Consider the following 23,670-nt stretch of genomic DNA (forward strand, 5'->3'; position numbering starts at 1 on the left):
TATTTATGTAAGCCAAGATTAAGCGATAACTTTGGCTACAACACCAGCACCTACGGTACGGCCACCTTCACGGATGGCGAAACGCAGGCCGTCGTCCATCGCGATCGGCGCAATCAGGGTAACAACCATCTTGATGTTGTCGCCCGGCATTACCATCTCTACGCCTTCCGGCAGTTCGATGGTACCGGTCACGTCGGTAGTACGGAAGTAGAACTGCGGACGGTAGCCCTTGAAGAACGGGGTATGACGACCACCTTCTTCTTTGGACAGCACGTACACTTCAGATTCAAACTTGGTGTGCGGCTTGATGGTGCCCGGCTTGGCCAGTACCTGACCACGCTCTACGTCTTCACGCTTCACGCCACGCAGCAGTGCGCCAACGTTCTCACCTGCACGACCTTCGTCCAGCAGTTTGCGGAACATTTCAACGCCGGTACAGGTGGTCTTGGTGGTATCTTTGATACCAACGATTTCCACTTCTTCACCAACCTTGACGATACCGCGCTCTACACGACCGGTTACTACGGTACCACGGCCTGCGATGGAGAAGACGTCTTCGATAGGCATCAGGAACGGCTGGTCAATGGCACGCTCCGGCTCCGGAATGTAGGTGTCCAGGTGGCCAGCCAGTTCCAGGATCTTCTCTTCCCACTGAGCTTCGCCTTCCAGCGCTTTCAGTGCGGAACCACGTACTACCGGCAGGTCATCACCCGGGAAGTCGTACTCGGACAGCAGTTCGCGAACTTCCATCTCGACCAGTTCCAGCAGCTCTTCGTCATCTACCATGTCGCACTTGTTCATGAACACGATGATGTACGGAACGCCTACCTGACGACCCAGCAGGATGTGCTCACGAGTCTGCGGCATCGGGCCGTCAGTCGCTGCTACTACCAGGATTGCGCCGTCCATCTGGGCAGCACCGGTGATCATGTTTTTAACGTAGTCGGCGTGACCCGGGCAATCTACGTGGGCGTAGTGGCGGGTAGCAGTGTCGTATTCTACGTGGGAGGTGTTGATGGTGATACCACGCTCACGCTCTTCCGGTGCCTTGTCGATCTGGTCGAAGGCGAAAGCTTTACCACCGAAGTGCTTGGCCAGCACGTTGGTGATGGCGGCGGTCAGGGTGGTTTTACCGTGGTCAACGTGGCCGATGGTACCCACGTTAACGTGCGGTTTATTACGCTCAAATTTTTCTTTAGACATGATCGTCCCTCTAAACTAACGCTGAGTACGCGGTGGCAAGCTAACCACAGAACAGTTTATATGATGGATTTGAATCAAGGGGAGTAGAGAGGTTGGTGCTGACAGGCTGGTTCGATTGCCGAACTCACCCTAAGGTGTGGCTCTCAGAATTACCTGAGCCATATCAGCATCTTGGAGCGGGCAGCGGGAATCGAACCCGCATCATCAGCTTGGAAGGCTGAGGTAATAGCCATTATACGATGCCCGCATTTCTCTAACCCAAAGAACTCAAACCGCAGAGAAATATGGTGGAGGGAGAAGGATTCGAACCTTCGAAGGCAGAGCCGTCAGATTTACAGTCTGATCCCTTTGGCCGCTCGGGAACCCCTCCAGTTGCATAAATGCCACAACGGTAATTCTGCTTGCACCCGTTGTTTTTGTCGCTTTTGCTGGGCAAATAGACGACAGACATCCAAGCGTCGCGCATTTTATGGTAAGGATTTTGGGGATGCAACCATTGCACCTTGCAAAATGTGCATTTATGCCGGGATCCAGGCAAAAAAACGCTCCTTCTCCGTCCCGACCGGACGCGTCCCTTGTCGCTCCCGATCCCTTGGTGTATGGTCGCCCTGCCCAAGAAACAGTGATGACACCATGACGACAGAGCATAACCCCTATTTGCAATTCACCCGCGAACAATGGGCGTTATTGCGCGATGCGGTCCCCCTGACCCTGACCGAGCACGATCTGCAGACCCTGCGCGGGATCAACGAGAAGGTGTCATTGCGGGAAGTGGAAGAGATCTATCTGCCCCTCTCTCGTCTCCTCAATCTCTACGTCAAGGCCAAGCAGCGCCGCAGCCGGGTGCTGGAGCAGTTTCTCGGTCAGTCCCGCGGCAAGGGCACCTATATCATCAGCATCGCCGGCAGCGTGGCGGGGGGCAAGAGCACCACGGCCCGTATCCTTCAGGCACTGCTGGAGCGCTGGCCGGAGCACCCCAGGGTGGAGCTGGTCACCACCGACGGCTTCCTGTTTCCCAACAAGGAGCTGGAAGCCCGTGGCCTGATGCGTCGCAAGGGGTTCCCCGAGTCTTATGACATCCGCCATCTGGTGGAGTTTGTCGCCAATATCCGCGCCGGCCACGAGAAGGTCGAGGCCCCCGTGTACTCCCACCTGATCTATGACATCCTGCCCGACGAGAAGAAGGTGGTGGAGCAGCCGGACATCCTGATCCTGGAGGGGCTCAATGTGCTGCAAAGCGGCATGGACTATCCCCAGGACCCCCATCGTGTGTTCGTGTCGGACTTCGTCGACTTCTCCATCTATGTGGATGCTGACGCCGAGCTGCTGCGCACCTGGTACATCGATCGTTTTCTCAAATTCCGCAGCGGCGCCTTCTCGGATCCCGACTCCTATTTCCACCACTACGCCAAGCTGGCCGAGAGCGAGGCGACCGAGATCGCCAACAACATCTGGCAGGATATCAACTACCTGAATCTGCAAGAGAACATCTTGCCGACCCGGGAGCGGGCCAACCTCATCCTCACCAAGGGCAACGAGCACGCCATCGAGCAGATCAAGCTGCGCAAGTGATCACTGTCGCAGTGCATACATGAAAGAGGGGGCCCGCAGGCCCCCTCTTTCATTCAGTCGTCATGAGCGTATGGGTTCAGTCCCCCCGCCGCAAGGAGAGTTCCCCTCCCAGATAAAGCTTGAGCCCTTCTTCCGTCTCCAGACGCAGGGCTCCGCGTTCGTCGATCCCCCGGGCAATCCCGCGGATCACCTGCTCTCCCATCAGCAGCTTCACCGGCTGGCCGGCGAAGTGGTCAAGCCGATTCCAGCTCTCGACGAAACTCGCCAGTCCCGTCTGTTCGAAGGTCTGCATGGCCTGCTGCAGGTGCAGCAGCACGCAGGCGGCCAGCTCGTTGCGATCCACCAGCTCGGGCTGGATATGGCGCAGCTCGGACCAGGCCTGATCGATCTTCTCCCCCTCCCGACTCGGCATCGCCAGATTGAGGCCGACCCCGATCACCAGATGGCAGCTGGCACCCGCACTGCCGCTCATCTCCACCAGGATGCCCGCCAGCTTGCGGCCCTGGTAATAGAGGTCGTTCGGCCACTTGAGCGCCACCCCGGGATAACCGAGGGACTCCAGCGCCTCGACCACCGCCACGCCGACCGCGAGACTCAGTCCCATGGCGGCCGCCATGCCTTGCTCAAGCCGCCAGTACATGCTCAGGATCAGCTGGCAACCGAAGGGGGAAACCCAGGGTTTGCCACGACGTCCCCGCCCGGCGGTCTGGCACTCGGCCAGACAGCTTTCCCCGGAGCTCAGGGTATTGACCCGCTCCAGCAGGTACTGGTTGGTGGAGTCGATGACAGGGAAGCAGTGCACCGGCGCCATCGGTGCCTCTGCCTGCAGCCGCCCCTCGTCATAGAGGGCCATGGGCACCGCCAGCCGATAGCCCTTGCCGGTCAGGCTGAAGAGATCCAGCCCCAGATCCTTGAGCGCGGCCATGTGCTTGCTCACCGCAGCCCGGCTGATGCCAAGGCGCTCGCCCAGCTGCTCGCCGGAATGAAACTGACCATCGCTCAGCAGGGTGATCAGGGTCTGTCTGACGGGGGTCAGGGTCATGCCAGTACCTCATCGAGCCAGGTTTCACCGCTGCGCCCCATGAAGCGCACCTCGTGTTCCAGCACCACACCGAACTGGTGCTCCACGCTGTCGCGGACATGGGCCGCCAGCGCGATGAGCTCCATGGCGCTGGCGCCCCCCAGATTGACCAGCACCAGCGCCTGCTCCTGATGCACGGCGGCACGACCGATGGCAAACCCCTTGAGACCGCACTGATCGATGAGCCAGCCAGCCGCCAGCTTGGCCTGCCCTTCTGCCGCAGGGTAGCAGGGCATCTGCGGGTATTGCTGTTTCAGGGTCTCGGCCAGGGCGGCGGGCACCACAGGGTTTTTGAAGAAACTGCCCGCGTTGCCCAGCACCGCCGGATCCGGCAGCTTGGCCATGCGGGTGGCACAGACGGTGTCGAAAATGGCCTGTGGCGAAGGGGCATCCCCCAGCGCCGCCAGCGGGCCATAGCCGGCGACCGGGCGCCATGCCTTGGGCAGGCGCAGACCGACGGCGATGATGAAGTGGGAGTCCTGATAGTCGTGCTTGAAGATGCTGTCACGGTAACCGAACCGGCAGTCGGCCGCCGCGATGCGCTCAACCTCGCCACTCTGCCAGTTGAACGCCTCCACGTAGGCACAGACGCTGGCCAGCTCGACCCCGTAGGCACCGATGTTCTGTACCGGGGCCGCCCCGACCGTCCCGGGAATGAGTGCCAGGTTCTCCAGCCCGTGCCAGCCCTGTTGCAGGGCGTGGCATACCAGCTCGTGCCAGTTTTCACCTGCCGCCACGTGCAGCAGCCAGTGCTCGGACTCCTCGTGCAGCGTGATCCCTTTCAGGCCGTTGTGGATCACCAGACCGGCAAAGTCATCGCAGAACAGGATGTTGCTTCCTCCTCCCAGCACCAGGCGCGGCAAGGTGGCCAACTCCGGGTTGGTCCGCAGTTGCGCGAGATCATCCGGCCGGGTCACATCGGCCAGCCAGAGGCAGTGTGCATCCAGGCCCAGAGTATTGAGGGTCGACAGGGAGGCGTGGGGGGTGAGTTTCATCTGTGTGTTCCGACAAGGACAAGGGCGCAGTTTACCCCAGATCCCCCGGGACAAAAAACCCGGACACTTTTCGGACTCAGGGCTCTGGAGTAGAGTAACCCCTTCATCCCGCTGAGGAAGCATGTATGAACAATCAATTCGCCGTCATCGGCCTGGGCCTGTTTGGCAGCGCCTTGTGCGAAGAGTTGCAGCGCCAGAATGCCGAGGTACTGGCCATCGACATCGACGAGAGCAAGACCCGCCAGATAGCCACCCTCTGCAACCACGTCATCGTGGCCGATGCCACCGACGAGGCCACAGTCGCCGAACTGGGCCTGGCGAATTTCGACATCGTCTTTGTCGCCATCGGCGACAACCTGGAGACCAGCATCCTGACCACGCTGGTGCTGAAAGAGGCGGGCGTGAAGAAGGTCTGGGTCAAGGCCCGCGACAAGTTCCACGCCAAGATCCTGCAGAAGGTAGGCGCGGACAAGGTGATCAACCCGGAGTGGGACATGGGCCGCCGGGTGGCCCAGAGCATGCTGGACAACCGGCTGTTCGACTACCTGGAGCTGGGTCACGACATGGTGCTGACCGAGTTCGTGATCGGCTTGCAGCAAAACACCCGCACCCTGGCCGACTTACGCCTGCTGCAGCAAAGCGATTTCCAGCTGTTGGCCATCAAGCGGGGTGAGGTGCTGCACAACGTCCTGACCGGCAAGATGGAGCTGCAACTCGGTGACATCCTGATCCTGGCCGGCAACAAGCACGCCATCGATCACTGGCTCGACACCCTATGATCAACTGGCGCAGCAACTACGCCTTCACCCTGCATCGGGAAGACAACTCCCGCTGGAGCGAGGCCAAGCTCATCCTGGGCAGTTTCCTCATCATCCTGCTGGTTGGCACCCTGTTTCTGGTCCAGCCCTCCAGCCACAAGGGTGAGGTCACCGTCATCAACGCCCTGTTCACCGCCACCTCCGCCATCAGCGTGACCGGCCTCGGGGTGGTAGATACCGGCACCGCCTTCACCCTGCAGGGGCAGATCATCCTGTTGATATTGATGGAGATTGGTGGTCTCGGCCAGATGACCATGACACTGCTGCTCATCGCCATGTTCAGCAAGCGGGTCGGGCTGCGCCAGCAGGTGCTGGCCAAGGAGGCGCTGGGCCAGGAGGGATCCGTCAACATCGTCCAGCTGGTGAAGCGCATCGTCCTGTTCGCCCTGATTGCCCAGCTGATCGGCACCGCCATCATGGCCATTCGCTGGGTGCCCGACATGGGCTGGGGCCACGGCCTCTACGTCAGCTTCTTCCACGCGGTGTCAGCTTTCAACAACGCCGGCTTCTCGCTGTTTGCCAACAACCTCATGGACTACCGGGATGACCCCATCATCAGCCTGACCATACCGGCCCTGCTGATCCTGGGGGGGGTAGGCTTCACCGTCATCGTCGACCTGGTGCGCAACCGCCGCTGGCGCAAGCTGAAACTGCACAGCAAGCTGATGCTGCTGATGACCCCTGCCCTGCTGCTGCTGGGGACCCTGATGTTCTGGCTGCTGGAGCACAACAACCCGGGCACCCTGGGCAACGCCTCCTTCGGGAGCCAGTGGCTGGCAGCCTTCTTCCAGTCGGCCACCGCGCGCACGGCGGGCTTCAACACGGTGGATATCGGCCAGATGGTACCGGCCTCCCTGCTGTTCATGATGCTGCTGATGTTCATCGGTGCCGGGGCAACCTCCACCGGGGGCGGTATCAAGGTCACCACCTTTGCCGTCGTCCTGCTGGCGACCCGGGCGTTTCTGACCAAGCGCCCCCATGTCACCGCCTTCGGCCGCACCCTGTCACCCCAGATAGTGACCCGCTCCCTGGCCATCATCATCGTCAGTACCATGGTGCTGATGCTGGCGATGTTCCTGCTGATGCTCACGGAGTCGCAATCATTCGACAAGATCATGTTCGAGACCATCTCGGCCTTTGCCACCGTGGGACTGTCCACCGGCATCACCGCTTCTCTGAGCGAACCGGGCAAACTGATCCTGGTGCTGGTGATGATCTGCGGCCGTCTGGGGCCCCTCACCCTGGCGATCATGCTGGCCCGCCCGGTGGAGACCCGCATCCGTTATCCGGAAGAGAGCGTCTACACGGGGTAAGCCGCTCCATCCATGCAAAGAGGGGCCACTGGCCCCTCTTCTTATTTTTATGTGATCACGGCGCTCGCCAGCCTCAGGCAGCCTTGCCCCTGGTCGTCCCCTTACCAGTGCTCTTTCCAGGGCTCTTCCCCGCACGAGCACTCTTGCCCGTGCTCGTGCGGGGGCGTGCGGCGGTGGACCCAGTCCGCTTGCGGCGGGCAAAGCGTTGCTTGCTGTCACCGGGCGCCGCCTTGGGCAGCGCGCTGAAGCTGGCGCCGGAATCCTGCCGCGCCCCCTCGATCAGGCCGTTGAGCTGCTCGGTGAGCGGCCCCATGAACTGCTGGTAGCTGCCGTGACGTTCGGCGATCTGACCCAGACTCTGCTCCCACAGTGCCGTCATGTCCGGTGTCGTGGCGGTCGTGGGCAGCGCCTGGACCAGGGCTCGCCCGGTCGGGGTGGCCTTGATACTCTTGCCCTGGCGCACCAGGAAGCGGCGCTTGAACAGCAGATCGATGATCCCGGCCCGGGTCGCCTCGGTGCCCAGACCGTCGGTCTCCCGTAGGGTCTTGCGGATCTCGGGATCTTGCACATAACGGGCGATGCCGGTCATGGCGGCCAGCAGGGTGGCATCGGTAAACGGCTTGGGGGGCTGGGTCATCTTCTCCAGCAGCTCCCCCCGCTCGCACAGCAGTTCCTCCCCTTCTTTCAGGGCAGGCAGGGTTCCCGCCTCCTCCTCGTCATCCTCTTCCACTCCGAGCAGCGCCTTCCAGCCCGCCTTGAGGATGCGGCGCGCCTTGGCCTGGAACAGCCCTCCGGCGATGCGCAGCAACACCTTGCTGTCGTTGTACTCGAACGGCGGGTAGAACTGCAGCAGATACTGGCGGGCAATCAGGCCGTAAAGCTTCGCCTCGTCGGCCCCCAGGCTCCCCTCGTTCCCCCTCTTCTCGGTGGGAATGATGGCGTGGTGGGCATCCACCTTGCTGTCGTTCCACGCCTTGCTGCGGATCCTGCCATCCGCTTCGGCGACCGCCCTGGCCAGCGCAGGGGCCGTGCTGGCGATGGCCTCCCGCACCTGGCCGGCCCGGTTGAAGTGCTCGCTCGGCAGATGGCGGCTGTCGGATCTGGGATAGGTGATGAGCTTGTGCCGCTCGTAGAGGCTCTGGCAGATATCCAGCACCCGCTTGGCATCCATGCCAAAGCGCTTGGCCGCGTCGATCTGCAGGCTGGAGAGGTTGTAGGGGAGCGGCGCCGCCTGCTTGCGCGCCTGCTCCTCCACCGCCTCCACCCGGGCGGGTTGCCCCTGGATCCGCTCCACCACCTTGGCGGCCAGCGCCCGGTTGAGCACCCGTCCCTCCTCATCCTGCCAGGGCAGACAGGCCTCCGATGGCAGCCACCTGGCGGTGAAGCGTTCGTTGCCCTGGGTCAACAGATGGGCCATCACCTCGTAGAACGGCTTGGGAACGAAGGCCTCGATCTCGAGATCCCGGCGCACCACCAGACCGAGCAAGGGGGTCTGTACCCGACCCACCGACAGCAGTTCGCTGCAGCCCCCCTTGCGGCCAAGCAGGGTATAGGCCCGGGTCATGTTGATGCCATAGAGCCAGTCGGCACGGCTACGGGCCAGCGCCGACACCGCCAGCGGCACGAACTCCTTGTTGTCTCTGAGCTTGTCGAGGGCGCGGCGCACGGCGGGGGGATTGAGATCGCTGATGAGGCAGCGCTGAACCGGTTTGGTCTTGGGATAGCCGAGAAAGTCGATCACCTCGTCCACCAGCAGTTGCCCTTCCCTGTCCGGGTCACCGGCGTTGACCACGCAGTCCGCCTGCTTGATAAGCCCCTTGATGACGGCCAGCTGGGCCTTGGTCTTGGGTTTGGCCACCAGCTGCCACTGGGTCGGGACAATGGGAAGGGATTCCATGCGCCACTGCTTGTAGGCGGCATCGTAGGCATCGGGCTCGGCCTGCTCCAGCAGGTGGCCGATGCACCAGGTCACCACGTCTCCCTGCGCCGTCTCGATGAAACCCTCCCCCTTCTTGTGCGGTTTGGGGAGGACATCGGCGATGGCGCGGCCAAGGCTGGGTTTCTCGGCGATAAAGAGTCGCATGGTGGATACACCTGAATACTGTATATGTGAACAGTATACAATCCTCTCGCCACAAACCCCAAGCCCCGGGGTGGCGTACTGCCTCCTCGCCCCGGCTTGGGCATCGCTCTCACCACAGCACATCCCGCTCCCGCTGTATGGGAAAAATGCGATTTAAATTCAATAAATCATGCCAAAACAAATAACAAAACCAAAAATCAATTATATGACGAAATAAAAACCATGACCGAGGTCAACCCTTTGAATCCTGGGACTACTACTATATTGGTAATACCCGAATTCGAAGGACACCGTCACCATGCTTGGAAAACTGTTGAGAAAGACCTGGTTCTGGCTTCTGCTGCTCGGGGCCCTGCTGGGGATCGCCGCACTGGGCGTCACCGTCACCGTGCTGCACAAGACCAGCTCCACCGAGTTCTGCGTCTCCTGCCACTCCATGCAGACCCCGCTCGCCGAATATCAGGGCAGCGTCCACTTCCAGAACGTGAAGGGGATCCGCGCCGAGTGCGCCGACTGCCACATCCCCAGTGAACCCGCCGCCTATCTCTGGACCAAGATCCGCGCCGTGAAGGACATCTATCACGAGGCGATCGGCACCCTCGACACCCCGGAGAAATACGAGGCCCACAAGCTGCGCATGGCCCAGACCGTGTGGGATCAGCTCAAGGCCAATGACTCCGCCACCTGTCGCAGTTGCCACAGCTACGCCGCCATGGACATCCTGGCCCAACGCCCCAATGCCCGCGCCGAGCACCCGGTCGCCATCAAGGAGGGTCAGACCTGCATCGACTGTCACCGCGGCGTTGCCCACATCATGCCGGACATGAGCGGCCTGGCCGCCGCCGGTGCCAGCGAACTGGCCGCCGCCGCGGCCCAGACCCCGGTAACCGTCACCACCCGCTATGCCATCGCCACCACCCCGCTCTATCTGGATGCTGGCGCCAAGACTGACGAAGGCACCCTGATGCCCTCCACCCAGGTGGAAGTGCTGGCCAACGACAACGGCCGCACCCAGGTGCGCATCGACGGCTGGCAGCAGGACGGTGTGAGCGAGGTGTTCTACGCCGCCCCCGGCAAACGGATCCTGAGCGTGCTGGTCGGCGAAGCCGCCAGAAAAGCCCTCGTGACCGGCAAGAGCGAAACCGACAGCGCCACCAACCTCACCTGGCATCAGGTCAGCCTGACCGCCTGGGTCGACCAGAGCCAGCTCATCGGCGACCAGGGCAAGCTGTGGCAATACGCCTCCACCCTGATGTCCAACAACTGCACCGGCTGTCACGGCCTCACCGCGCTGGATCACTTCAACGCCAACCAGTGGATCGGCGTTATCAAGGGGATGGAGTCTCGTACCTCCCTCACCCCGGAGCAGGCGCGCATGCTCACCCAATACGTGCAGAAACACGCCAGCGACATGAGCGCGGCCCATTAAGGCAGGAACAGAGGACTCTCCCATGACTTTTTTCAATGACCAACAGACCAACCTCTCCCGCCGTACTCTGCTCAAGGGGCTGGGGGCCTGTGCCGCCCTGCCCCTGCTGGCTGGTCTCTTCCCGAAAAGCGCCCTGGCCAAGGCCGTCAGCACGGCCCTTGAGCAGTTCCCCACCCTGGTGCCCGCCCAGAAAGGCATCCTGACCGGCGCCCACTGGGGGGCCTTCGAGGCCATCGTCTCCGAGGGCCGCATGGTGCGGGTCCAGCCGGTGGCCGACGATCCGGCACCGAATGACCTCATCGACATGGCGCCGTTCCAGGTCCACGCCAAGAACCGCATCAAGTACCCCATGGTGCGCAAAAGCTGGCTGGAGCACGGCCCGGGTGCCAGACCGGAGCTGCGCGGAGCCGACGAGTGGGTACGGGTGAGCTGGGAGAAGGCCATCGAACTGGTGGCCGGCGAGATCCAGAGCGTCCAGTCTGATTTCGGCCCGCAGGCGATCCACGCCGGATCCTACGGCTGGAAGAGCGTGGGCATGTTCCACAACAGCCGCACCCTTCTGCACCGCCTGATGAACCTGGCCGGGGGTTTCACCGGCTATGCCGGGGACTACTCCACCGGCGCGGCCCAGGTGATCATGTCCCACGTGATGGGCTCCATCGAGGTGTACGAGCAGCAGACCGCCTGGCCCAACGTGGTGGAGCACGCCGAACTGGTGGTGCTCTGGGGGGTCAACGCCCAGGTGACCCTGAAGAACAGCTGGAACATGCCGGATCACGAGGGGCAGGCCGGCTTCAAGGCGCTGAAAGAGAAAGGCACCCGGGTCATCAGCATCGACCCCGTCTACAACGAGACCGCCAAGCAGGCCAATGCCGAGTGGATTGCCCCGAACGCCTATACCGACGTGGCCATGATGTTGGGTGTCGCTCACACCCTCTACAGCGAGAAGAAGCACGATCAGGCCTTCCTCGATCGCTACACCGTCGGCTTCGACACCTTCCTCGCCTACCTGCTCGGCAAGGATGACGGTCAGCCCAAGAGCGCCGAGTGGGCGAGCGCCATCTGCGGCGTCGAGGCCAAGGTGATTCGCCAGCTGGCACTCGACATGGCCGCCAAGCGCACCATGATCATGGCCGGTTGGGGCATGCAGCGTCAGCACCACGGGGAGCAGCCCAACTGGATGCTGGTCACTCTGGCCTCCATGCTGGGCCAGATCGGCCTGCCGGGGGGTGGCTACGGCTTCAGTTACCACTACTCCTCCGGTGGCAGCCCCACCGCCAAGGGCGGCATTCTGGCGGGCATCTCCGCTGGCAGCGCACCGAAGAACAGCCCGGCCCCCATCCCGGTGGCCCGCATCGCCGACTGCCTCGCCAACCCGGGCAAGACCATCGACTTCAACGGCCGCAAGGTGACCTATCCGGACATCAAGCTGGTCTACGTGGCGGGGGGCAACCCCTTCCACCACCATCAGGACACCAACAACCTGCTGCAGGCGTGGCGCAAGCCGCAGACCGTGATCGTCCACGAGCCCTACTGGACGGCCACCGCCAAACACGCCGACATCGTGCTGCCGGCCACCACCAGCTATGAGCGCAACGATCTGGAGATGGGGGGCGACTACTCCCAGCGCTACGTCTTCCCCATGCACCAGTGCGTCCCCCCCCAGCATGAGTCCCGCAACGACTTCGACATCTTCAGCGCCATCGCCGCCAAGCTGGGCGTGCAGGAGCAGTACACCGAAGGGAAGGACGAGATGCTGTGGCTCAAGCAGATGTACGACGGCATGGCGGCCCAGGCTCGCGGTGCCCGGGTGGCGCTGCCGCCGTTCAACATGTTCTGGGAGGCCAACAACTACATCCGCTTCCCGATCCCGGAGGCCAACCGCCAGTGGATCCGTCACGCCGATTTTCGCGAGAACCCGCTGCTCAACCCGCTCGGTACCCCGTCCGGCAAGATCGAGATCTTCTCCAACACGGTGGCGGGGATGGATTATGCCGACTGCGCCGGTCATCCCAAGTGGTATGAGCCCAAGGAGTGGGTGAAGAGCGAGATAGCAGCGCGCTATCCGCTGTCGCTCAACACCTCCCACCCGACCCAGCGGCTGCACTCCCAGCTCGACAACACCCCGCTGCGGGACAAGTTCGCCATCGCCGATCGGGAGGCGATCCTGATCCATCCGGACGACGCCAAAGCGCGCGGCATCCAGGATGGCGATCTGGTGCGCGCCTTCAACGAGCGCGGCCAGATCCTGGTGGGTGCCCTGCTCTCCGCCGATATCCGGCCCGGGGTAGTGCGGGTGTGTGAAGGGGCCTGGTACGATCCGGCCAAGCCGGGCGAAGCGGGCAGCATCTGCAAGAACGGCAACGTCAACTGCCTCACCTTCGACGAGGGCTCGTCCAGTCTGGCCCAGGGCAACTGCGGCCACATGGCCCAATTGCAGATAGAGAAGTATATCGGGCCAGTGCTCGCCAACACGGCGCACGAGGTACCGGCCAACGGCTAAGGCTGTTGCTACCGGACAAAACGGCGCCATCATGGCGCCGTTTTTATTCCGGGCTGGCAAGGATGACCCTCGGCAGCCATGGGGAGGCGCGGGTAATCCCCCTGCGGGGAGGCTGACTCGGCTCACGGGCCCCCTGAGGGGCCTGATCACCCTGCATAAATTTAACTTATGGCTTTTCCCATAATGACCCGATGCTTGCTTATACACATGGCCAACTGCTCCGGGGCAGCCCTGCCCACCCCAGATCCCGTCCCGCACGCCTCCTGCCCGATCACCCTCAGGCCCCTCCGTTCCCGCCAATAAAGACGGCGCCCGAAGGCGCCGTCTTTATTCTCTGGAATGAAAGGTGTGCGGGAGGAGCATCAGAAGTCTCCTTCCACCATGTACTCTTCGGCGCACTCCACCAGCTGGGGCCAGAGATCTTCCGGCACCCAGGCCTCGGGGTCATCCTCGTCACCGTCATACTGGCTCCAGAAGAAGGCTCGCAGCCCGCTTGCGAAGTCGTCGCTCAACTCCGCCAGTTCGGAGAGGGGCCCCAGCCAGGCAATGCGGCGCAGGCCGGAGGCGAGATCGTTGATGGCATCCATCAGGGTGCGATCATCCAGGCTCTGCTCCACCAGCAGGGTGAAGCGCTCGCGGGCGCTCTCGGTCTGATCCTCGTCCAGCTCGCCCACATCGGCCAGCAGGTCGACAAAGTCCTCCAGCAGGAACTGGATCAGGGCATCCCTGTCCTCGAACCACTGGATCTGGGCCCCCTTGGTGCCCAGCACCGAGGCATCGAACGAATCATCGAGATGGCACAAAGCCCAAGGATCGTCAGTCATTGCTACCCTTCCTACACCTGAAACAAGAGACGTATCTTATGCCGGGTGCCGCACCCTTGCCAGCACGGCGGCACAAAAGGGGCCCCCCGACGGGGCCCCCCGACGGGGAGCCCCGTCACTCGACCCTGGCCACCTTGGGCAGGGAGAGGGAAGCGGCGAGCCCCCCCAGCTCGGCCCGCCCCATGATGAGACTGCCGCGATAGGCTTCCGCGAGATCTGAGACGATGTTGAGGCCAAGGCCCGAGCCCGGCACCTTCTCGTCGAGGCGCACCCCCCGCAGCACCGCCTTGGCGATCTGATCCTCGCTCATGCCGGGACCGTCGTCCTCGATGCGCAGGGTGATCCAGCCCCCCAGCTCGGCGCTGGAGATGCGCAGCTCGCTGGCGGACCACTTGAAGGCGTTCTCCAGCAGGTTGCCCACCATCTCGTCGAAGTCCTGCTCCTCCACCCCGACCGCCAGATTGACCGGCACCTGCAAGTCCACCGTCTTGCCGGGATAGAGGCGGGAGAAGGCGCGGCAGATGTACTCCACCCGTGCCCGCACCGGGGTTGAGACCCCAAGGATCTTGGCGGCGCCGGTCACCCGCGCCTTGCCGAGGTGATAGTCGATGTGGCGCTGGATCTGGTCGAGCTGCTCGCCGAGGGCGGCCTGATCCTCCGGCGGCAGCTGGGTCACCTGGTTGCGCATGATGCTGAGCGGCGTCTTGAGGGCGTGAGCCAGGTTGCCGGTGTGGGAGCGGGCCCGTTGCAGCAGCTCGCCATAGTGGTGCAGCAGGCGGTTGATGTCCTCCACCAGCGGCTGGATCTCCAGGGGGTAGCGCAGCCGGAACCCCTCCTGATGACCCTGATGGACGCGGCTCAGCTCGCGACGCAGCAGGTGCAGCGGGCGCAGGCCGTAGAGGATCTGGAACATGAAGCCGAGCACCAGGCCGGTGGCGGCGAAGCCGAGGCCGAGGAACAGGCTGATACGGGTCTTCTTCAGGGTCTGGGTCAGGGCGCTGCTGTCCTTGGCCATCACCAGGGTGAAGACCCGATCAGACCCCGGCAGCAGCACGGTACGGGTCATGATGAGCAGGGGCTCCTTGTTGGGCCCCTTGCCGACGAAGAGGTCCGGATCGCCGAAGGCCGACTTCAGGCCGTGGGCGCTCAAATGGGCATCCCACAGGGAGCGGGAGCGACTGACCACCGTCTCCCCCAGCTCCAGTTGCCAGTAGTAGCCGGAGTAGGGCTGGCGATAACGGGGGTCGGCCATGGGCTCGGTGACCACCGGCATGCCGTCCGGCTGGATCTCGAGGCGGGAGAGCAGATCGTAGAGCTGCAGGCGCAGGCCATCGGCCTCCGCCTCCTGCCAGTAGTTGCGCATCATGGTCTGCAGGCTGAAGCCGGTGGCGAACAGGAAGAGACCGCACCAGACCATGGCGATCACCACCAGCCGACCTCGCAGGGTGCGTACCAACCTCATTCAACCCACCCCGCCATCGGTTGCGATGGGTGTCATTCGTTGATCCGGTAACCGAGGCCGCGCACCGTCTCGATGAGATCGGCGTGGGTCTTCTTGCGAATGCGGCCGATGAACACTTCTACGGTGTTGGAGTCGCGATCGAAATCCTGAGCATAGATGTGGTCGATCAGCTCGCTGCGCGACACCACCTTGCCCCTGTGCTGCATCAGGTAGCCCAGCACCCGGAACTCGTGGGCGGTGAGCTTGATGGGGGTCCCTTCGTACCACACCTGGGAAGCCGCCATATCGAGACGCACGCCACCGATCTCGAGGATGGAGCTGGCGTTCCCCGCCGCCCGGCGCACCAGCGCCTGCACCCTCGCCACCAGCTCCGCCACCTGGAAGGGCTTGGTGAGGTAGTCGTCCGCCCCGGCGTTGAGCCCTTCAATCTTCTCGTGCAACTGGCCACGGGCGGTCAGCACCAGCACCGGGGTGTCCATCCCCTTGCTGCGCCACTCCTTCAGTACGCTCAGGCCGTCGCGACCGGGCAGGCCGAGATCCAGGATGATGGCGTCATAGGGTTCGGTCTCTCCGAGAAAGCCCGCCTCGTTGCCATCGTGGCAGAGATCGGTGACGAAACCGGACAGACGCAGCTGTTCCGCCAGCTGGCCCGCGAGGATCTTTTCATCTTCAACTATCAGAATGCGCATACATGGGTATCCAAAACAGGGTTGTGCCGGCATCGGCAACGGTTGGGGGGACGAACCGGACGGCGGTAGGTTCGCGGACTCACGCCGTTACTCCTCTTCCGGGGGCGGACGCGGAGCGAACAGGCGCTCCAGATGGTGACCCTTGAGCCACACCATCTCCAGATTGTCAGCCCGGTAGCCCACCTTGATGACGCTGTTCTCCTCGTCGATGAGCCTGAGCTCGTAGAGCCAGACGCCATCCTCCTCACCCAGATCGACGCGCAGCACGCGCACCGGCAGGCGGGAGGCCACCTCCATCAACTCATGAAAAGGACGGACCCGCCCCTCGCTGACCGCCTGTTGCAGCAAGGCCTCGTTCGGCTGGGCCGCCTGAACCAGCATCGGCAGCAGCAATCCAAGCAGGGGCAGCGCGCTATTCATGGGTGATTCATCTCTCAAAACCTAACATAATGCCGTTTATAGTGTGCCAGCCATGAATCCGGAATGAATATGATCCCACGCAGTATCCTGCTGATCTTGTGCCTCTTTTCCACCTTTGGCTGGGCGGCGCAGACACGTCTCGACATGGCCGGACTGGTCAAGTTGTTGCTGGCACAAGGGTATCACGACATTCGGGAAGTGGAGCTGGAAGGGGACAAATTCGAGGTCGATACCCTGAATGCCGACGATCAGCGCGTCCAGTTGCAGGTCGATGCCAACACCGGCGAGATCACCAAAAAAGAGGCCGAATAGGCCTCTTTTGCTATGGGCGTGACGGCTGTTGCGCCGCCCCCTTCCCGGCCACTTGCGGGCGCTTGCGCCAGGGGCGCAGCAGCTTTTCCCGACGGGGCCACAGCAGGGCGCAGGCCAGCACCAGATAGATGAGCGGCTCCTGCCACCCGCTCTTGACCGACCACCAGTAGTGTACCGGCACCAGCAGAGCCACCCCGTAGATCCAGTTGTGCAGCTTCTGCCATGCCGGCCCCATGCGCCGCAACAGGGCCGGGATCGAGGTGATGCCGAGCGCCAGCAACAACAGCAGCGCCACCATGCCCACCACTATGTAGCTGCGCTTCACCAGCTCGCCGCCAATCAGTCCCCAGTCGAACTGCAGATCCAGCCCCAGCCAGACCATGAAGTGCAGGGACGCCCAGGCGGCGCACCAGAGCCCGAGGGGGCGGCGCAGCTTGATGAGCTGCCCCTGGCGCCAGCGCTTGGCGAGCGGCGACACCAGCAGGGTCAGCAACAGCAGGTGGAGGGCCCCCTTGCCAAGGTAATGGGTCAGCCCCTGGACCGGATCTCCCCCCAGCAGCCCGGCTGGCACGGCATAGCCCAGCCAGAGCAGAAAGCCGAGCGAACCAAGGTGCACCAGCGCCCGCAAGCCGTTGACATGGGCTGTTTTCAGTCTCGGCATCATATTGCAGTTCCCGTCATGTTTTTCCCGCTTCTCATCCCCTCTCCCACCAGGGGAGAAGGGGGCAAGAGATCAGTCGGACAGCGCGTCAGTCTCAATACCATTTACGCAGATCCATCCCCTGATAGAGGGACGCCACCTCGTCGCCGTAGCCATTGAACATCAGGGTCGGCTGGCGCTTGGCCCCGAAGATACCCCCCTCGCCGATGAAACGCTCGCTCGCCTGGCTCCAGCGCGGGTGATCCACGCTCGGGTTGACGTTGGCGTAGAAGCCATATTCGTTGGGGGCCAGCAGGTTCCAGGTGGTGGGGGGCATCTCCTCCACCAGGCGGATGGAGACGATGCTCTTGATGCTCTTGAAGCCGTACTTCCAGGGCACCACCAGCCGGATGGGAGCCCCGTTCTGGGCGGGCAGGGTCTTGCCATAGAGCCCCATGGCGAGGAAGGAGAGGGGGTGCATGGCCTCGTCGAGGCGCAAGCCCTCCACATAGGGATAATCGATGCCGCCCCCCAGGGCACGGGAGGCCTGCCCCGGCAACTGTTCCGGATCATAGAGCGTCTCGAAGGCCACGAACTTGGCGCGACTGGTGGGCTCGGCACGGCGGATCAGATCCGCCAGCGCAATGCCGCTCCAGGGCAGCACCATGGACCAGGCCTCCACGCAGCGCAGCCGATAGATGCGCTCCTCCAGCGTGCTTTTGTTGATGAGATCCCACACATCCAGGGTGAAGGGTTTGGCTACCTCCCCTTCCACCTTCAGGGTCCAGGGCTCGGGCTTGAGGTAATGGCCGTTGCGGGCCGGATCCCCCTTGTCGGTCCCCAGCTCGTAGAAATTGTTGTGGGTGGTGGCCTTCTCCTCCGGGGTGAGGATCAATCCCTCTGGCCGGGTCGCGGCACGGATGTTGAGGGGTCTGGTGGGGGCCACGGGGGCCTGCTTGTCCGATGCGAAGAGATCCAGCAGGCTGGCCTTCACCGGAAACGCCAGGGTGGCGGCACCGACGCCCAGGCCCAGCCCTTTCAGGATGCGGCGACGATCCTGATAGACGGTTTCCGGCGTGACATCCTGCTCTGTGGGATGATGAGAAGTACGGCGCTTGATCAACATGAAAAAACTCCCGGGACGATGAGGTTGACAACCATAAGACCCGCCCCGGCCAAGTTTTATTTCACACAGAATTACATGAGTTGGTAAAGGGGCAGTGCCTTGGCCATGGTACCGGCCAGGAAGAGCACTACGAACACCAGCAGAGGAACGATCACGTTTGGCACCATCAGACTCACTCCATGAGCAGGACAGGGCCTCTAACTATGGAACAAGGTCTGCGGCGTCTCCAATGAATTTTTTTCGCGAGCGCAAGCGTATTCCAGAGTTGCAAAGAGTGATCGGGATCACACACAATCCGGCCCCCGCTTGCTGCCGCTCTACCGCGGAGTAGGCTGCCTCCTTTTCCGGATTCAACCACTGAGAGTCACGCCATGAGCCCACTGTTCGCCATCGCCATCACGACCGGGATCCTCTCCGCCGTCTGGGGTGGACTGGCCGCCGCACTCGGTCTCATCTCCTGGGTCGGCTTCCTCGGCTGCACCAGCTACTTCGCCTCGAGTGGCGGTTACAAGGCGCTGTTGCAGACCCTGCTGTGCAACACCACCGGCATGCTGTGGGCACTCCTGCTGATCCACGGGGAGACCTGGTGGGGAGCCGGCATGGCGGGTTATCTGATGACAGGGGTGGTGGCCACCCTGATGTGCGTGCAGGCCAGGCAGCAGTGGCTCGCCTACATTCCCGGCACCTTCGCCGGGTGCTGTGCCACCTTCGGCGCCGCAGGCGAGTGGCGGCTCATTCTGCCCTCCCTCATCATCGGCGCCCTGTTTGGCTATCTGATGAAGGCGAGCGGCCTCTGGCTCTCCCAGAAGACCCTCTCCACCGGCGGCGTCAGCGACCCGGCATAAGCCTGAGCCTGAGCCTGAGCCTGAGCCTGGCAAGGTAACCGATTCGGTCGGAAACCAGAGGGGCGGCCCGTCATCGACGGGCCGCCCCTCTGTCATTTATCCCTTCGACTTGAAATTTGCCGCCTCGATGCCGTGCCGATTCAATAGCTTGTAGAAGTCGGTGCGGTTTCGCCCCGCCATGTTGGCCGCCAGGGTCACGTTCCCCTCCGTGGTGCGCAGCAGCCGGATCAGATACTCCTTCTCGAACTCGGCCCGCGCCTCGTTGAACGAGGGAATACCGCCACCGCCGCCACTCAGGGCCGACTCCACCATCGCCGCGCCTATCACCGGGCTGCAGCAGAGGCTGGCGAGCTGCTCCACCACCCCGCAGAGCTGGCGCACGTTGCCCGGCCAGGCCGCGGCGGCCAGCAGGGCCAGCGCCTCCGGCGAGAAGCCGAGGGCGGCGCAATCGGGGTGACGGTTGCGGTAATCGTCCAGCGCCTGACGGGCCAGCAGGGGGATGTCCTCGCTGCGGGCGCTCAGCGGCGGCAGGGTGATGTTGGCCACGTTGAGGCGGTAGAAGAGATCCTCGCGAAAACGCCCCTCTTCCATGGCGGTCACCAGATCCTGATGGCTGGAGCTGATGACCCGCACCTCGGGGGTACCCTGACCATACTCCGCCAGCACCTGGAGCAACTTGGCCTGGAGTGACTCCGACAGATCCCCTATCTCGTCGAGGAAGAGGGTGCCGCCTTTGGCCTCGGCAAACAGGCCGGACTGGCCATCCTCGCCAAACAGCTGCAAGTCCAGCACGGGCCAGGGCAGAGCCGCACAGTTGATGGTATGCAGCGGCTTGTCGCGGCGGTGGCTGGCCTGGTGCAGCGCCTGGGTCATCACCCCCTTGCCGGCGCCGGAGGGGCCCAGGATCAGCACGGGCACGTCCATGGTGGCGATGCTGCTCGCCTGGATCAGCAACTGCTCCATCTGCGGGTTGCGGGTCTGGATGAGGGACTGCCACTCCTGCTGCTGCTTCGGACGGGTCAGGCTGAGAGCATGTTCTATGGTGACCAGCAGCTCGTCCTTGTCGATGGGCTTGGTGAGGAAGCTGAACACCCCGGAGCGGGTCGCCTGGATGGCGTCGGGAATGGTGCCGTGGGCGGTCATGATGATCACCGGCATGCCGAGCCACTGGGACTGGATCCGCTCGAACAGCGCCAGCCCGTCCATGCCCCCCATGCGCAGATCGCTCAGCACCAGGTCGGCCCGTTGCTGGCGCAGCCTGTCCAGCGCTCCTTCGGCGCTGTCGGCGGTATCCACCTCGTAACCCTGGCTGCGCAGGCGCATGCTCATCAGCTTGAGCAGGCTGGCATCATCGTCCACCAGCAGAATACGGCTCATGCTCTCACCCCCTCTTGGCGAAAAACGCGGTCATTGCGGCGCGGTCCGGAGCTGTCATGGCTGACCTCCCCCATTGAGCTTACGCTGGTTGAGCTGCTCGTCGATGGCGGAGAGCTGCTCTATCTGCTGGCGTAGACGCTTCACCTCCTGACTCTGATCGTCGCGGCGGCTGTCTCGCACCAGCAGCTCCTCCCCGAGGGCGATCCAGCTGCGCAGGAAGGCCTGGGCATCGAGACCGAGCTCCGGCAACAGAGCTTTCAGCTGATCCAGCCCGGCCCGGCGGCTGGCCACCGATTCGGACGGGTGGGTGTTGACCATGGCCAGGCTGACCCGGCTCTCGAGGTCGGTGGCGCCGGCCAGTCGCTGGCGCTCCTGCATCCGCTGCTGGGGATGGCTGGCCAGCAGCCAGTCCGAGTATTGCAGGCGCACCTGCATCTCCTTGTTGGCAAACTCCATCCGCCTGGCGATCGCCTCCTGGGAAGGCTCGGTGAGGCTGGTAGAAGGCAGCAGGGAACAGCCAGCGAGCAGGCCCATCATCAATACGGGAATCACAAATCGTTTCATCTTGAATGTCACTTCAGATCCTGGTGGGGAACAGGCACCTGCCCGCTCCTCTCAATATTCGGTGTCAAGGCGCCACCCGCACCTGCGGGGTCGCCGCCACGCCCGTCAGCTCGGGCGCACGTTCAAATCCAGCCGGAAACAGACATCCGCCTGGGCATCCTCGATCAGCCTGAGCTCACCGCCCAGACTCATGGCAGACTCACGGGCAATGGAGAGGCCCATGCCGGAGCCTTTCAGCAATCCCTGGCGCACTATGCTGCCCTGCTCAAAGGGCTCGAAGATGCGCTCCCGTTCGTCTGGCGGGATGACAGGCCCTTCGTTGGCCACCTCCAGCCAGCCGCCGCCCGCTCCCGCCCCGGCGCGGATCCAGATCTGTCCGCCCCTGGCGCCATAGCTGACCGCGTTGGAAAAGAGATTGTCGAGGATGAGTCGCAGGCGGTAGGGCTCTGCCCGCAGGCTGATGGGCTCGGGCGGCAAGTGTACACTGATTTGCTTGGATTCCAGCGCGAGCCGGTACTCTTCGGACAAGTCTGACAACAAGGGCGCCAGGGGCACCTCGGACAGGGTGAACACCTCCTGCTGGCTGAGGCGATTGAAGTCGAGCAGCCGCTCGATCAGGGTCTGCAGACGGCGGCTGTTCTCCTCCAGCATCTGGCAGATCTCCTGCTGATCCCCGTTGAGGGGCCCCACCAGCTGCTCCGAGAGCAGATCAGCCCCCTCCCGCAGCACGGCAAGGGGGGTTTTCAGCTCGTGGGATACGTGGCGCAGGAACTGGTATTTCTGCTGTTCCAGCTCCTTGAGCTTGTCGTGCAGCCAGCTGATCCGCTCCCCCAGCAGCACCAGTTCGGCCGGGCCATCCACCGGGCGCTGATCCGGCTCGACGCCTGCGCCCAGACTCAGGATCCGCGACTCAATCTGACGTACCGGGTGGATGATGAGGTAGGTAAAGAGCAACACCAGCAGCAGGCTGAGCCCGACCACGAAGCCGCTGACCCACCAGATCTGCTGTTTCAGCTCCACGATGGCGCCCCGCATGCGGGTCACGTGATCATCCACCTGGCTGCGGGTGACCACTTCCAGTTGCTGGTTCAGTTCGTTGAAGTCGGTGAAACGGGGGCTGGTCGCCTCCTGCCTGGCCTTGCGCAGATCCTGCAGGCCATCGAGCCAGACCAGCGTCGCCTCGAGATCTCCGTAGACCTCGGCATCCGGAATGGAGTCCTGATGGGTCGCGAGCAGTTCCCGGTAGCGCACCAGCTGCTGCCGATAGCTGGCCAGGATGCGGTCATCACCCAGGACCGCATAGCGGCGCAGGGTGCGCTCCAGATCGATGGCCTGAGTGGAGAGCAGCGTCGCCCGGCGAGTGTCCCGCACCGCACGTTCCATCTCGTCGCTGGTGAGCTGGCCCAGGTGGGAGAGAGCCTGACTGTCGTGCCAGATCATGCCCCCCAGGGGCATCAGCACCAGCACGAAGCCCATCAGTACTACCTGGAGCAGGGAGCGGGGCCGAACCTTGGTCATCTTCTGCGGTCTCGATTCGTCATGGGGGAGCCAGCATATCCGCACTGCCCCAAAAAGCAAAACCGGCCATAAAGCCGGTTTGATTGCTCACCGAGGCCGGATTCACGCCAGGCCGACGGACGCCACACAGATGACAATGATCATGGCAAGGGCCCCTGACGCGGCCAACAGTGCCCATTTCATTTCTACGCTCATGCAAACCTCCTTTCTGCCAATCAGCGTTGGATCACAACAGATAACGACATGTTAATTCATAGTGAATCCCATAACCGTGAGCTGCGTATATATTTCAGACGAGCCCAACCCAAGGAATGGAAAGCATGTTTTACCTCTGTAGCATTGGATCCAATCTCGACCCCGCCCTGCACGTCAGTCAGGTCGTCGCCGAATTGCTGGCCCGCTTTGGTCGCCTTCACCTGAGTTCCGTCATCCAGACCAAACCCGTGGGCATGCATTCGCGCCACGACTTCCTCAACTGCCTGTTCGCCGTCCAGAGCGACCTCTCCCCCGTCCAGCTCAAGGCCGAGTTTGTCACCATGGAGCTGGCCCATGGCCGGGATCGCAGCAACCCCCTGTGCAAGGTGGCGGACAGGCCACTGGACATCGACATACTGGCCTGCGGCGAACGGGATGACTTCGCCGAGGCCGGGGTGGATGCCTACCTGGGGGATCTGCTGGCGGAGATGTATCAGGGCGGCAGTGTGGACTCCGGCAAGGTGACCCTCGGCCTGCCGGGCAGCAAGGTGTTTGCGAAGCAGCGCATCGGCCAGGCCCCCATCCATCTCTGCCAGCAAGACGAGGCCCTGCTTCCCGGCAACGGCCACCCCGGCCCCCCTTCCCGGCACGCCGCCATCCGGCACCCTTGAGTCGTTCACACACATGAGGCGCCCAAAGGC

The 23,670-nt window shown here is 63.0% G+C and carries 22 protein-coding genes and 2 tRNA genes; 8 read left to right on the forward strand and 16 right to left on the reverse strand.

Going from position 1 to position 23,670, the window contains the following annotated elements; all coding sequences use genetic code 11:
- Nucleotides 1-18: 18 nt before the first annotated feature.
- From tuf to C2U30_RS12720, 3 genes are all read right to left on the reverse strand, one after another.
- Nucleotides 19-1,203 (reverse strand): elongation factor Tu, encoded by a 1,185-nt coding sequence (gene tuf / locus C2U30_RS12710; RefSeq protein ID WP_005306325.1) that lies wholly within the window; start codon nt 1,201-1,203, stop codon nt 19-21.
- Between the two features lie 172 nt (nt 1,204-1,375).
- Nucleotides 1,376-1,450 (reverse strand) — tRNA-Gly (locus C2U30_RS12715).
- A 38-nt stretch (nt 1,451-1,488) separates the two neighbouring features.
- Nucleotides 1,489-1,573, reverse strand: a tRNA-Tyr gene (locus C2U30_RS12720).
- A 263-nt stretch (nt 1,574-1,836) separates the two neighbouring features.
- Here C2U30_RS12720 and coaA point away from each other — a divergent pair.
- Nucleotides 1,837-2,775: a type I pantothenate kinase gene (gene coaA / locus C2U30_RS12725; protein WP_029314861.1), complete on the forward strand. Its 939-nt coding sequence runs from the start codon at nt 1,837-1,839 to the stop codon at nt 2,773-2,775.
- 76 nt (nt 2,776-2,851) lie between these two features.
- Here coaA and birA read toward each other — a convergent pair whose 3' ends face one another.
- On the reverse strand, nt 2,852-3,817 hold the full coding sequence (gene birA / locus C2U30_RS12730; RefSeq protein ID WP_042016250.1) for a bifunctional biotin--[acetyl-CoA-carboxylase] ligase/biotin operon repressor BirA: 966 nt from the start codon (nt 3,815-3,817) through the stop codon (nt 2,852-2,854).
- The gene (gene murB, locus C2U30_RS12735) at nt 3,814-4,851 is read right to left on the reverse strand and encodes a UDP-N-acetylmuramate dehydrogenase (RefSeq protein WP_103243871.1); all 1,038 of its coding nucleotides are present in this window, start codon (nt 4,849-4,851) and stop codon (nt 3,814-3,816) included. The genes birA and murB overlap by 4 nt, the downstream gene beginning before the upstream one ends.
- A gap of 125 nt (nt 4,852-4,976) precedes the next feature.
- Here murB and C2U30_RS12740 point away from each other — a divergent pair, with 125 nt between their 5' ends.
- Together C2U30_RS12740 and C2U30_RS12745 are read left to right on the forward strand one after the other, a co-directional pair.
- The gene (locus C2U30_RS12740) at nt 4,977-5,630 is read left to right on the forward strand and encodes a potassium channel family protein (protein ID WP_010675965.1); all 654 of its coding nucleotides are present in this window, start codon (nt 4,977-4,979) and stop codon (nt 5,628-5,630) included.
- The gene (locus tag C2U30_RS12745; RefSeq protein WP_053288043.1) at nt 5,627-6,982 is read left to right on the forward strand and encodes a TrkH family potassium uptake protein; all 1,356 of its coding nucleotides are present in this window, start codon (nt 5,627-5,629) and stop codon (nt 6,980-6,982) included. The genes C2U30_RS12740 and C2U30_RS12745 overlap by 4 nt, the downstream gene beginning before the upstream one ends.
- A gap of 73 nt (nt 6,983-7,055) precedes the next feature.
- Here the strand turns inward: C2U30_RS12745 and C2U30_RS12750 are convergent, their stop codons facing one another.
- A complete protein-coding gene (locus C2U30_RS12750) occupies nt 7,056-9,065 on the reverse strand; it encodes a DNA topoisomerase III (protein WP_053288042.1) in 2,010 nt (669 codons plus the stop codon).
- A gap of 298 nt (nt 9,066-9,363) precedes the next feature.
- On the opposite strand from C2U30_RS12750, the gene C2U30_RS12755 reads away from it, so the two are divergent.
- Both C2U30_RS12755 and torA read left to right on the forward strand, forming a co-directional pair.
- Complete coding sequence (locus tag C2U30_RS12755; RefSeq protein ID WP_041211923.1) at nt 9,364-10,494, forward strand: NapC/NirT family cytochrome c; 1,131 nt, start codon at nt 9,364-9,366, stop codon at nt 10,492-10,494.
- Nucleotides 10,495-10,516: 22 nt separating this feature from the next.
- Nucleotides 10,517-12,997: a trimethylamine-N-oxide reductase TorA gene (torA, locus tag C2U30_RS12760; protein ID WP_053288041.1), complete on the forward strand. Its 2,481-nt coding sequence runs from the start codon at nt 10,517-10,519 to the stop codon at nt 12,995-12,997.
- A 362-nt stretch (nt 12,998-13,359) separates the two neighbouring features.
- On the opposite strand, the gene C2U30_RS12765 is transcribed toward torA, so the two are convergent.
- From C2U30_RS12765 to C2U30_RS12780, 4 genes are all read right to left on the reverse strand, one after another.
- The gene (locus C2U30_RS12765; RefSeq protein WP_010675970.1) at nt 13,360-13,821 is read right to left on the reverse strand and encodes a hypothetical protein; all 462 of its coding nucleotides are present in this window, start codon (nt 13,819-13,821) and stop codon (nt 13,360-13,362) included.
- A 115-nt stretch (nt 13,822-13,936) separates the two neighbouring features.
- Nucleotides 13,937-15,283, reverse strand: a complete 1,347-nt coding sequence (locus C2U30_RS12770) for a sensor histidine kinase (RefSeq protein WP_010675971.1) — start codon at nt 15,281-15,283, stop codon at nt 13,937-13,939.
- 32 nt (nt 15,284-15,315) lie between these two features.
- Nucleotides 15,316-15,972 (reverse strand): response regulator transcription factor, encoded by a 657-nt coding sequence (locus C2U30_RS12775; RefSeq protein WP_005332666.1) that lies wholly within the window; start codon nt 15,970-15,972, stop codon nt 15,316-15,318.
- Nucleotides 15,973-16,059: 87 nt separating this feature from the next.
- Nucleotides 16,060-16,392, reverse strand: coding sequence for a PepSY domain-containing protein (locus C2U30_RS12780; RefSeq protein WP_010675972.1), 333 nt, complete (start codon nt 16,390-16,392; stop codon nt 16,060-16,062).
- A gap of 63 nt (nt 16,393-16,455) precedes the next feature.
- On the opposite strand from C2U30_RS12780, the gene C2U30_RS12785 reads away from it, so the two are divergent.
- A complete protein-coding gene (locus C2U30_RS12785) occupies nt 16,456-16,704 on the forward strand; it encodes a PepSY domain-containing protein (RefSeq protein WP_010675973.1) in 249 nt (82 codons plus the stop codon).
- A 10-nt stretch (nt 16,705-16,714) separates the two neighbouring features.
- Here the strand turns inward: C2U30_RS12785 and C2U30_RS12790 are convergent, their stop codons facing one another.
- Complete coding sequence (locus C2U30_RS12790; RefSeq protein WP_053288040.1) at nt 16,715-17,368, reverse strand: protein-methionine-sulfoxide reductase heme-binding subunit MsrQ; 654 nt, start codon at nt 17,366-17,368, stop codon at nt 16,715-16,717.
- A gap of 91 nt (nt 17,369-17,459) precedes the next feature.
- Nucleotides 17,460-18,470: a protein-methionine-sulfoxide reductase catalytic subunit MsrP gene (msrP, locus tag C2U30_RS12795; protein WP_053288039.1), complete on the reverse strand. Its 1,011-nt coding sequence runs from the start codon at nt 18,468-18,470 to the stop codon at nt 17,460-17,462.
- 371 nt (nt 18,471-18,841) lie between these two features.
- Between msrP and C2U30_RS12805 the strand changes: the two genes are divergently transcribed.
- On the forward strand, nt 18,842-19,315 hold the full coding sequence (locus C2U30_RS12805) for a DUF1097 domain-containing protein (protein WP_042014355.1): 474 nt from the start codon (nt 18,842-18,844) through the stop codon (nt 19,313-19,315).
- A 96-nt stretch (nt 19,316-19,411) separates the two neighbouring features.
- Here the strand turns inward: C2U30_RS12805 and C2U30_RS12810 are convergent, their stop codons facing one another.
- The 4 genes from C2U30_RS12810 to cydH form a co-directional block, all read right to left on the reverse strand.
- Nucleotides 19,412-20,692 (reverse strand): sigma 54-interacting transcriptional regulator, encoded by a 1,281-nt coding sequence (locus tag C2U30_RS12810; protein WP_041214273.1) that lies wholly within the window; start codon nt 20,690-20,692, stop codon nt 19,412-19,414.
- Between the two features lie 54 nt (nt 20,693-20,746).
- Nucleotides 20,747-21,256 (reverse strand): hypothetical protein, encoded by a 510-nt coding sequence (locus tag C2U30_RS12815; RefSeq protein ID WP_053288189.1) that lies wholly within the window; start codon nt 21,254-21,256, stop codon nt 20,747-20,749.
- Between the two features lie 105 nt (nt 21,257-21,361).
- Nucleotides 21,362-22,774, reverse strand: a complete 1,413-nt coding sequence (locus C2U30_RS12820) for a sensor histidine kinase (protein ID WP_045522797.1) — start codon at nt 22,772-22,774, stop codon at nt 21,362-21,364.
- Nucleotides 22,775-22,876: 102 nt separating this feature from the next.
- Entirely contained in the window at nt 22,877-22,969 is a 93-nt protein-coding gene (gene cydH / locus C2U30_RS12825; protein ID WP_010675981.1) for a cytochrome bd-I oxidase subunit CydH, read from the reverse strand.
- Between the two features lie 125 nt (nt 22,970-23,094).
- Here cydH and folK point away from each other — a divergent pair, with 125 nt between their 5' ends.
- Nucleotides 23,095-23,640: a 2-amino-4-hydroxy-6-hydroxymethyldihydropteridine diphosphokinase gene (gene folK, locus C2U30_RS12830; protein ID WP_053288038.1), complete on the forward strand. Its 546-nt coding sequence runs from the start codon at nt 23,095-23,097 to the stop codon at nt 23,638-23,640.
- The last annotated feature ends 30 nt before the right edge of the window (nt 23,641-23,670 follow it).

Origin of the sequence: Aeromonas sp. ASNIH5, assembly GCF_002902865.1 — a bacterium.
In the GTDB taxonomy this organism is placed as follows: Bacteria; Pseudomonadota; Gammaproteobacteria; order Enterobacterales; family Aeromonadaceae; genus Aeromonas; species Aeromonas caviae.

Excerpts from the sequence above, each read along its gene's own strand:
- C2U30_RS12750 (WP_053288042.1), bottom strand. The coding sequence starts at position 9,065 with ATGCGACTCTTTATCGCCGAGAAACCCAGCCTTGGCCGCGCCATCGCC.
- coaA (WP_029314861.1), top strand. The coding sequence starts at position 1,837 with ATGACGACAGAGCATAACCCCTATTTGCAATTCACCCGCGAACAATGG.
- C2U30_RS12805 (WP_042014355.1), top strand. The coding sequence starts at position 18,842 with ATGAGCCCACTGTTCGCCATCGCCATCACGACCGGGATCCTCTCCGCC.
- cydH (WP_010675981.1), bottom strand. The coding sequence starts at position 22,969 with ATGAGCGTAGAAATGAAATGGGCACTGTTGGCCGCGTCAGGGGCCCTT.
- C2U30_RS12745 (WP_053288043.1), top strand. The coding sequence starts at position 5,627 with ATGATCAACTGGCGCAGCAACTACGCCTTCACCCTGCATCGGGAAGAC.
- C2U30_RS12810 (WP_041214273.1), bottom strand. The coding sequence starts at position 20,692 with ATGAGCCGTATTCTGCTGGTGGACGATGATGCCAGCCTGCTCAAGCTG.
- msrP (WP_053288039.1), bottom strand. The coding sequence starts at position 18,470 with ATGTTGATCAAGCGCCGTACTTCTCATCATCCCACAGAGCAGGATGTC.
- C2U30_RS12775 (WP_005332666.1), bottom strand. The coding sequence starts at position 15,972 with ATGCGCATTCTGATAGTTGAAGATGAAAAGATCCTCGCGGGCCAGCTG.
- torA (WP_053288041.1), top strand. The coding sequence starts at position 10,517 with ATGACTTTTTTCAATGACCAACAGACCAACCTCTCCCGCCGTACTCTG.
- C2U30_RS12815 (WP_053288189.1), bottom strand. The coding sequence starts at position 21,256 with ATGAAACGATTTGTGATTCCCGTATTGATGATGGGCCTGCTCGCTGGC.
- C2U30_RS12755 (WP_041211923.1), top strand. The coding sequence starts at position 9,364 with ATGCTTGGAAAACTGTTGAGAAAGACCTGGTTCTGGCTTCTGCTGCTC.
- C2U30_RS12790 (WP_053288040.1), bottom strand. The coding sequence starts at position 17,368 with ATGATGCCGAGACTGAAAACAGCCCATGTCAACGGCTTGCGGGCGCTG.
- C2U30_RS12765 (WP_010675970.1), bottom strand. The coding sequence starts at position 13,821 with ATGACTGACGATCCTTGGGCTTTGTGCCATCTCGATGATTCGTTCGAT.
- C2U30_RS12780 (WP_010675972.1), bottom strand. The coding sequence starts at position 16,392 with ATGAATAGCGCGCTGCCCCTGCTTGGATTGCTGCTGCCGATGCTGGTT.
- tuf (WP_005306325.1), bottom strand. The coding sequence starts at position 1,203 with ATGTCTAAAGAAAAATTTGAGCGTAATAAACCGCACGTTAACGTGGGT.
- C2U30_RS12740 (WP_010675965.1), top strand. The coding sequence starts at position 4,977 with ATGAACAATCAATTCGCCGTCATCGGCCTGGGCCTGTTTGGCAGCGCC.
- C2U30_RS12770 (WP_010675971.1), bottom strand. The coding sequence starts at position 15,283 with ATGAGGTTGGTACGCACCCTGCGAGGTCGGCTGGTGGTGATCGCCATG.
- C2U30_RS12785 (WP_010675973.1), top strand. The coding sequence starts at position 16,456 with ATGAATATGATCCCACGCAGTATCCTGCTGATCTTGTGCCTCTTTTCC.
- folK (WP_053288038.1), top strand. The coding sequence starts at position 23,095 with ATGTTTTACCTCTGTAGCATTGGATCCAATCTCGACCCCGCCCTGCAC.
- murB (WP_103243871.1), bottom strand. The coding sequence starts at position 4,851 with ATGAAACTCACCCCCCACGCCTCCCTGTCGACCCTCAATACTCTGGGC.
- C2U30_RS12820 (WP_045522797.1), bottom strand. The coding sequence starts at position 22,774 with ATGACCAAGGTTCGGCCCCGCTCCCTGCTCCAGGTAGTACTGATGGGC.
- birA (WP_042016250.1), bottom strand. The coding sequence starts at position 3,817 with ATGACCCTGACCCCCGTCAGACAGACCCTGATCACCCTGCTGAGCGAT.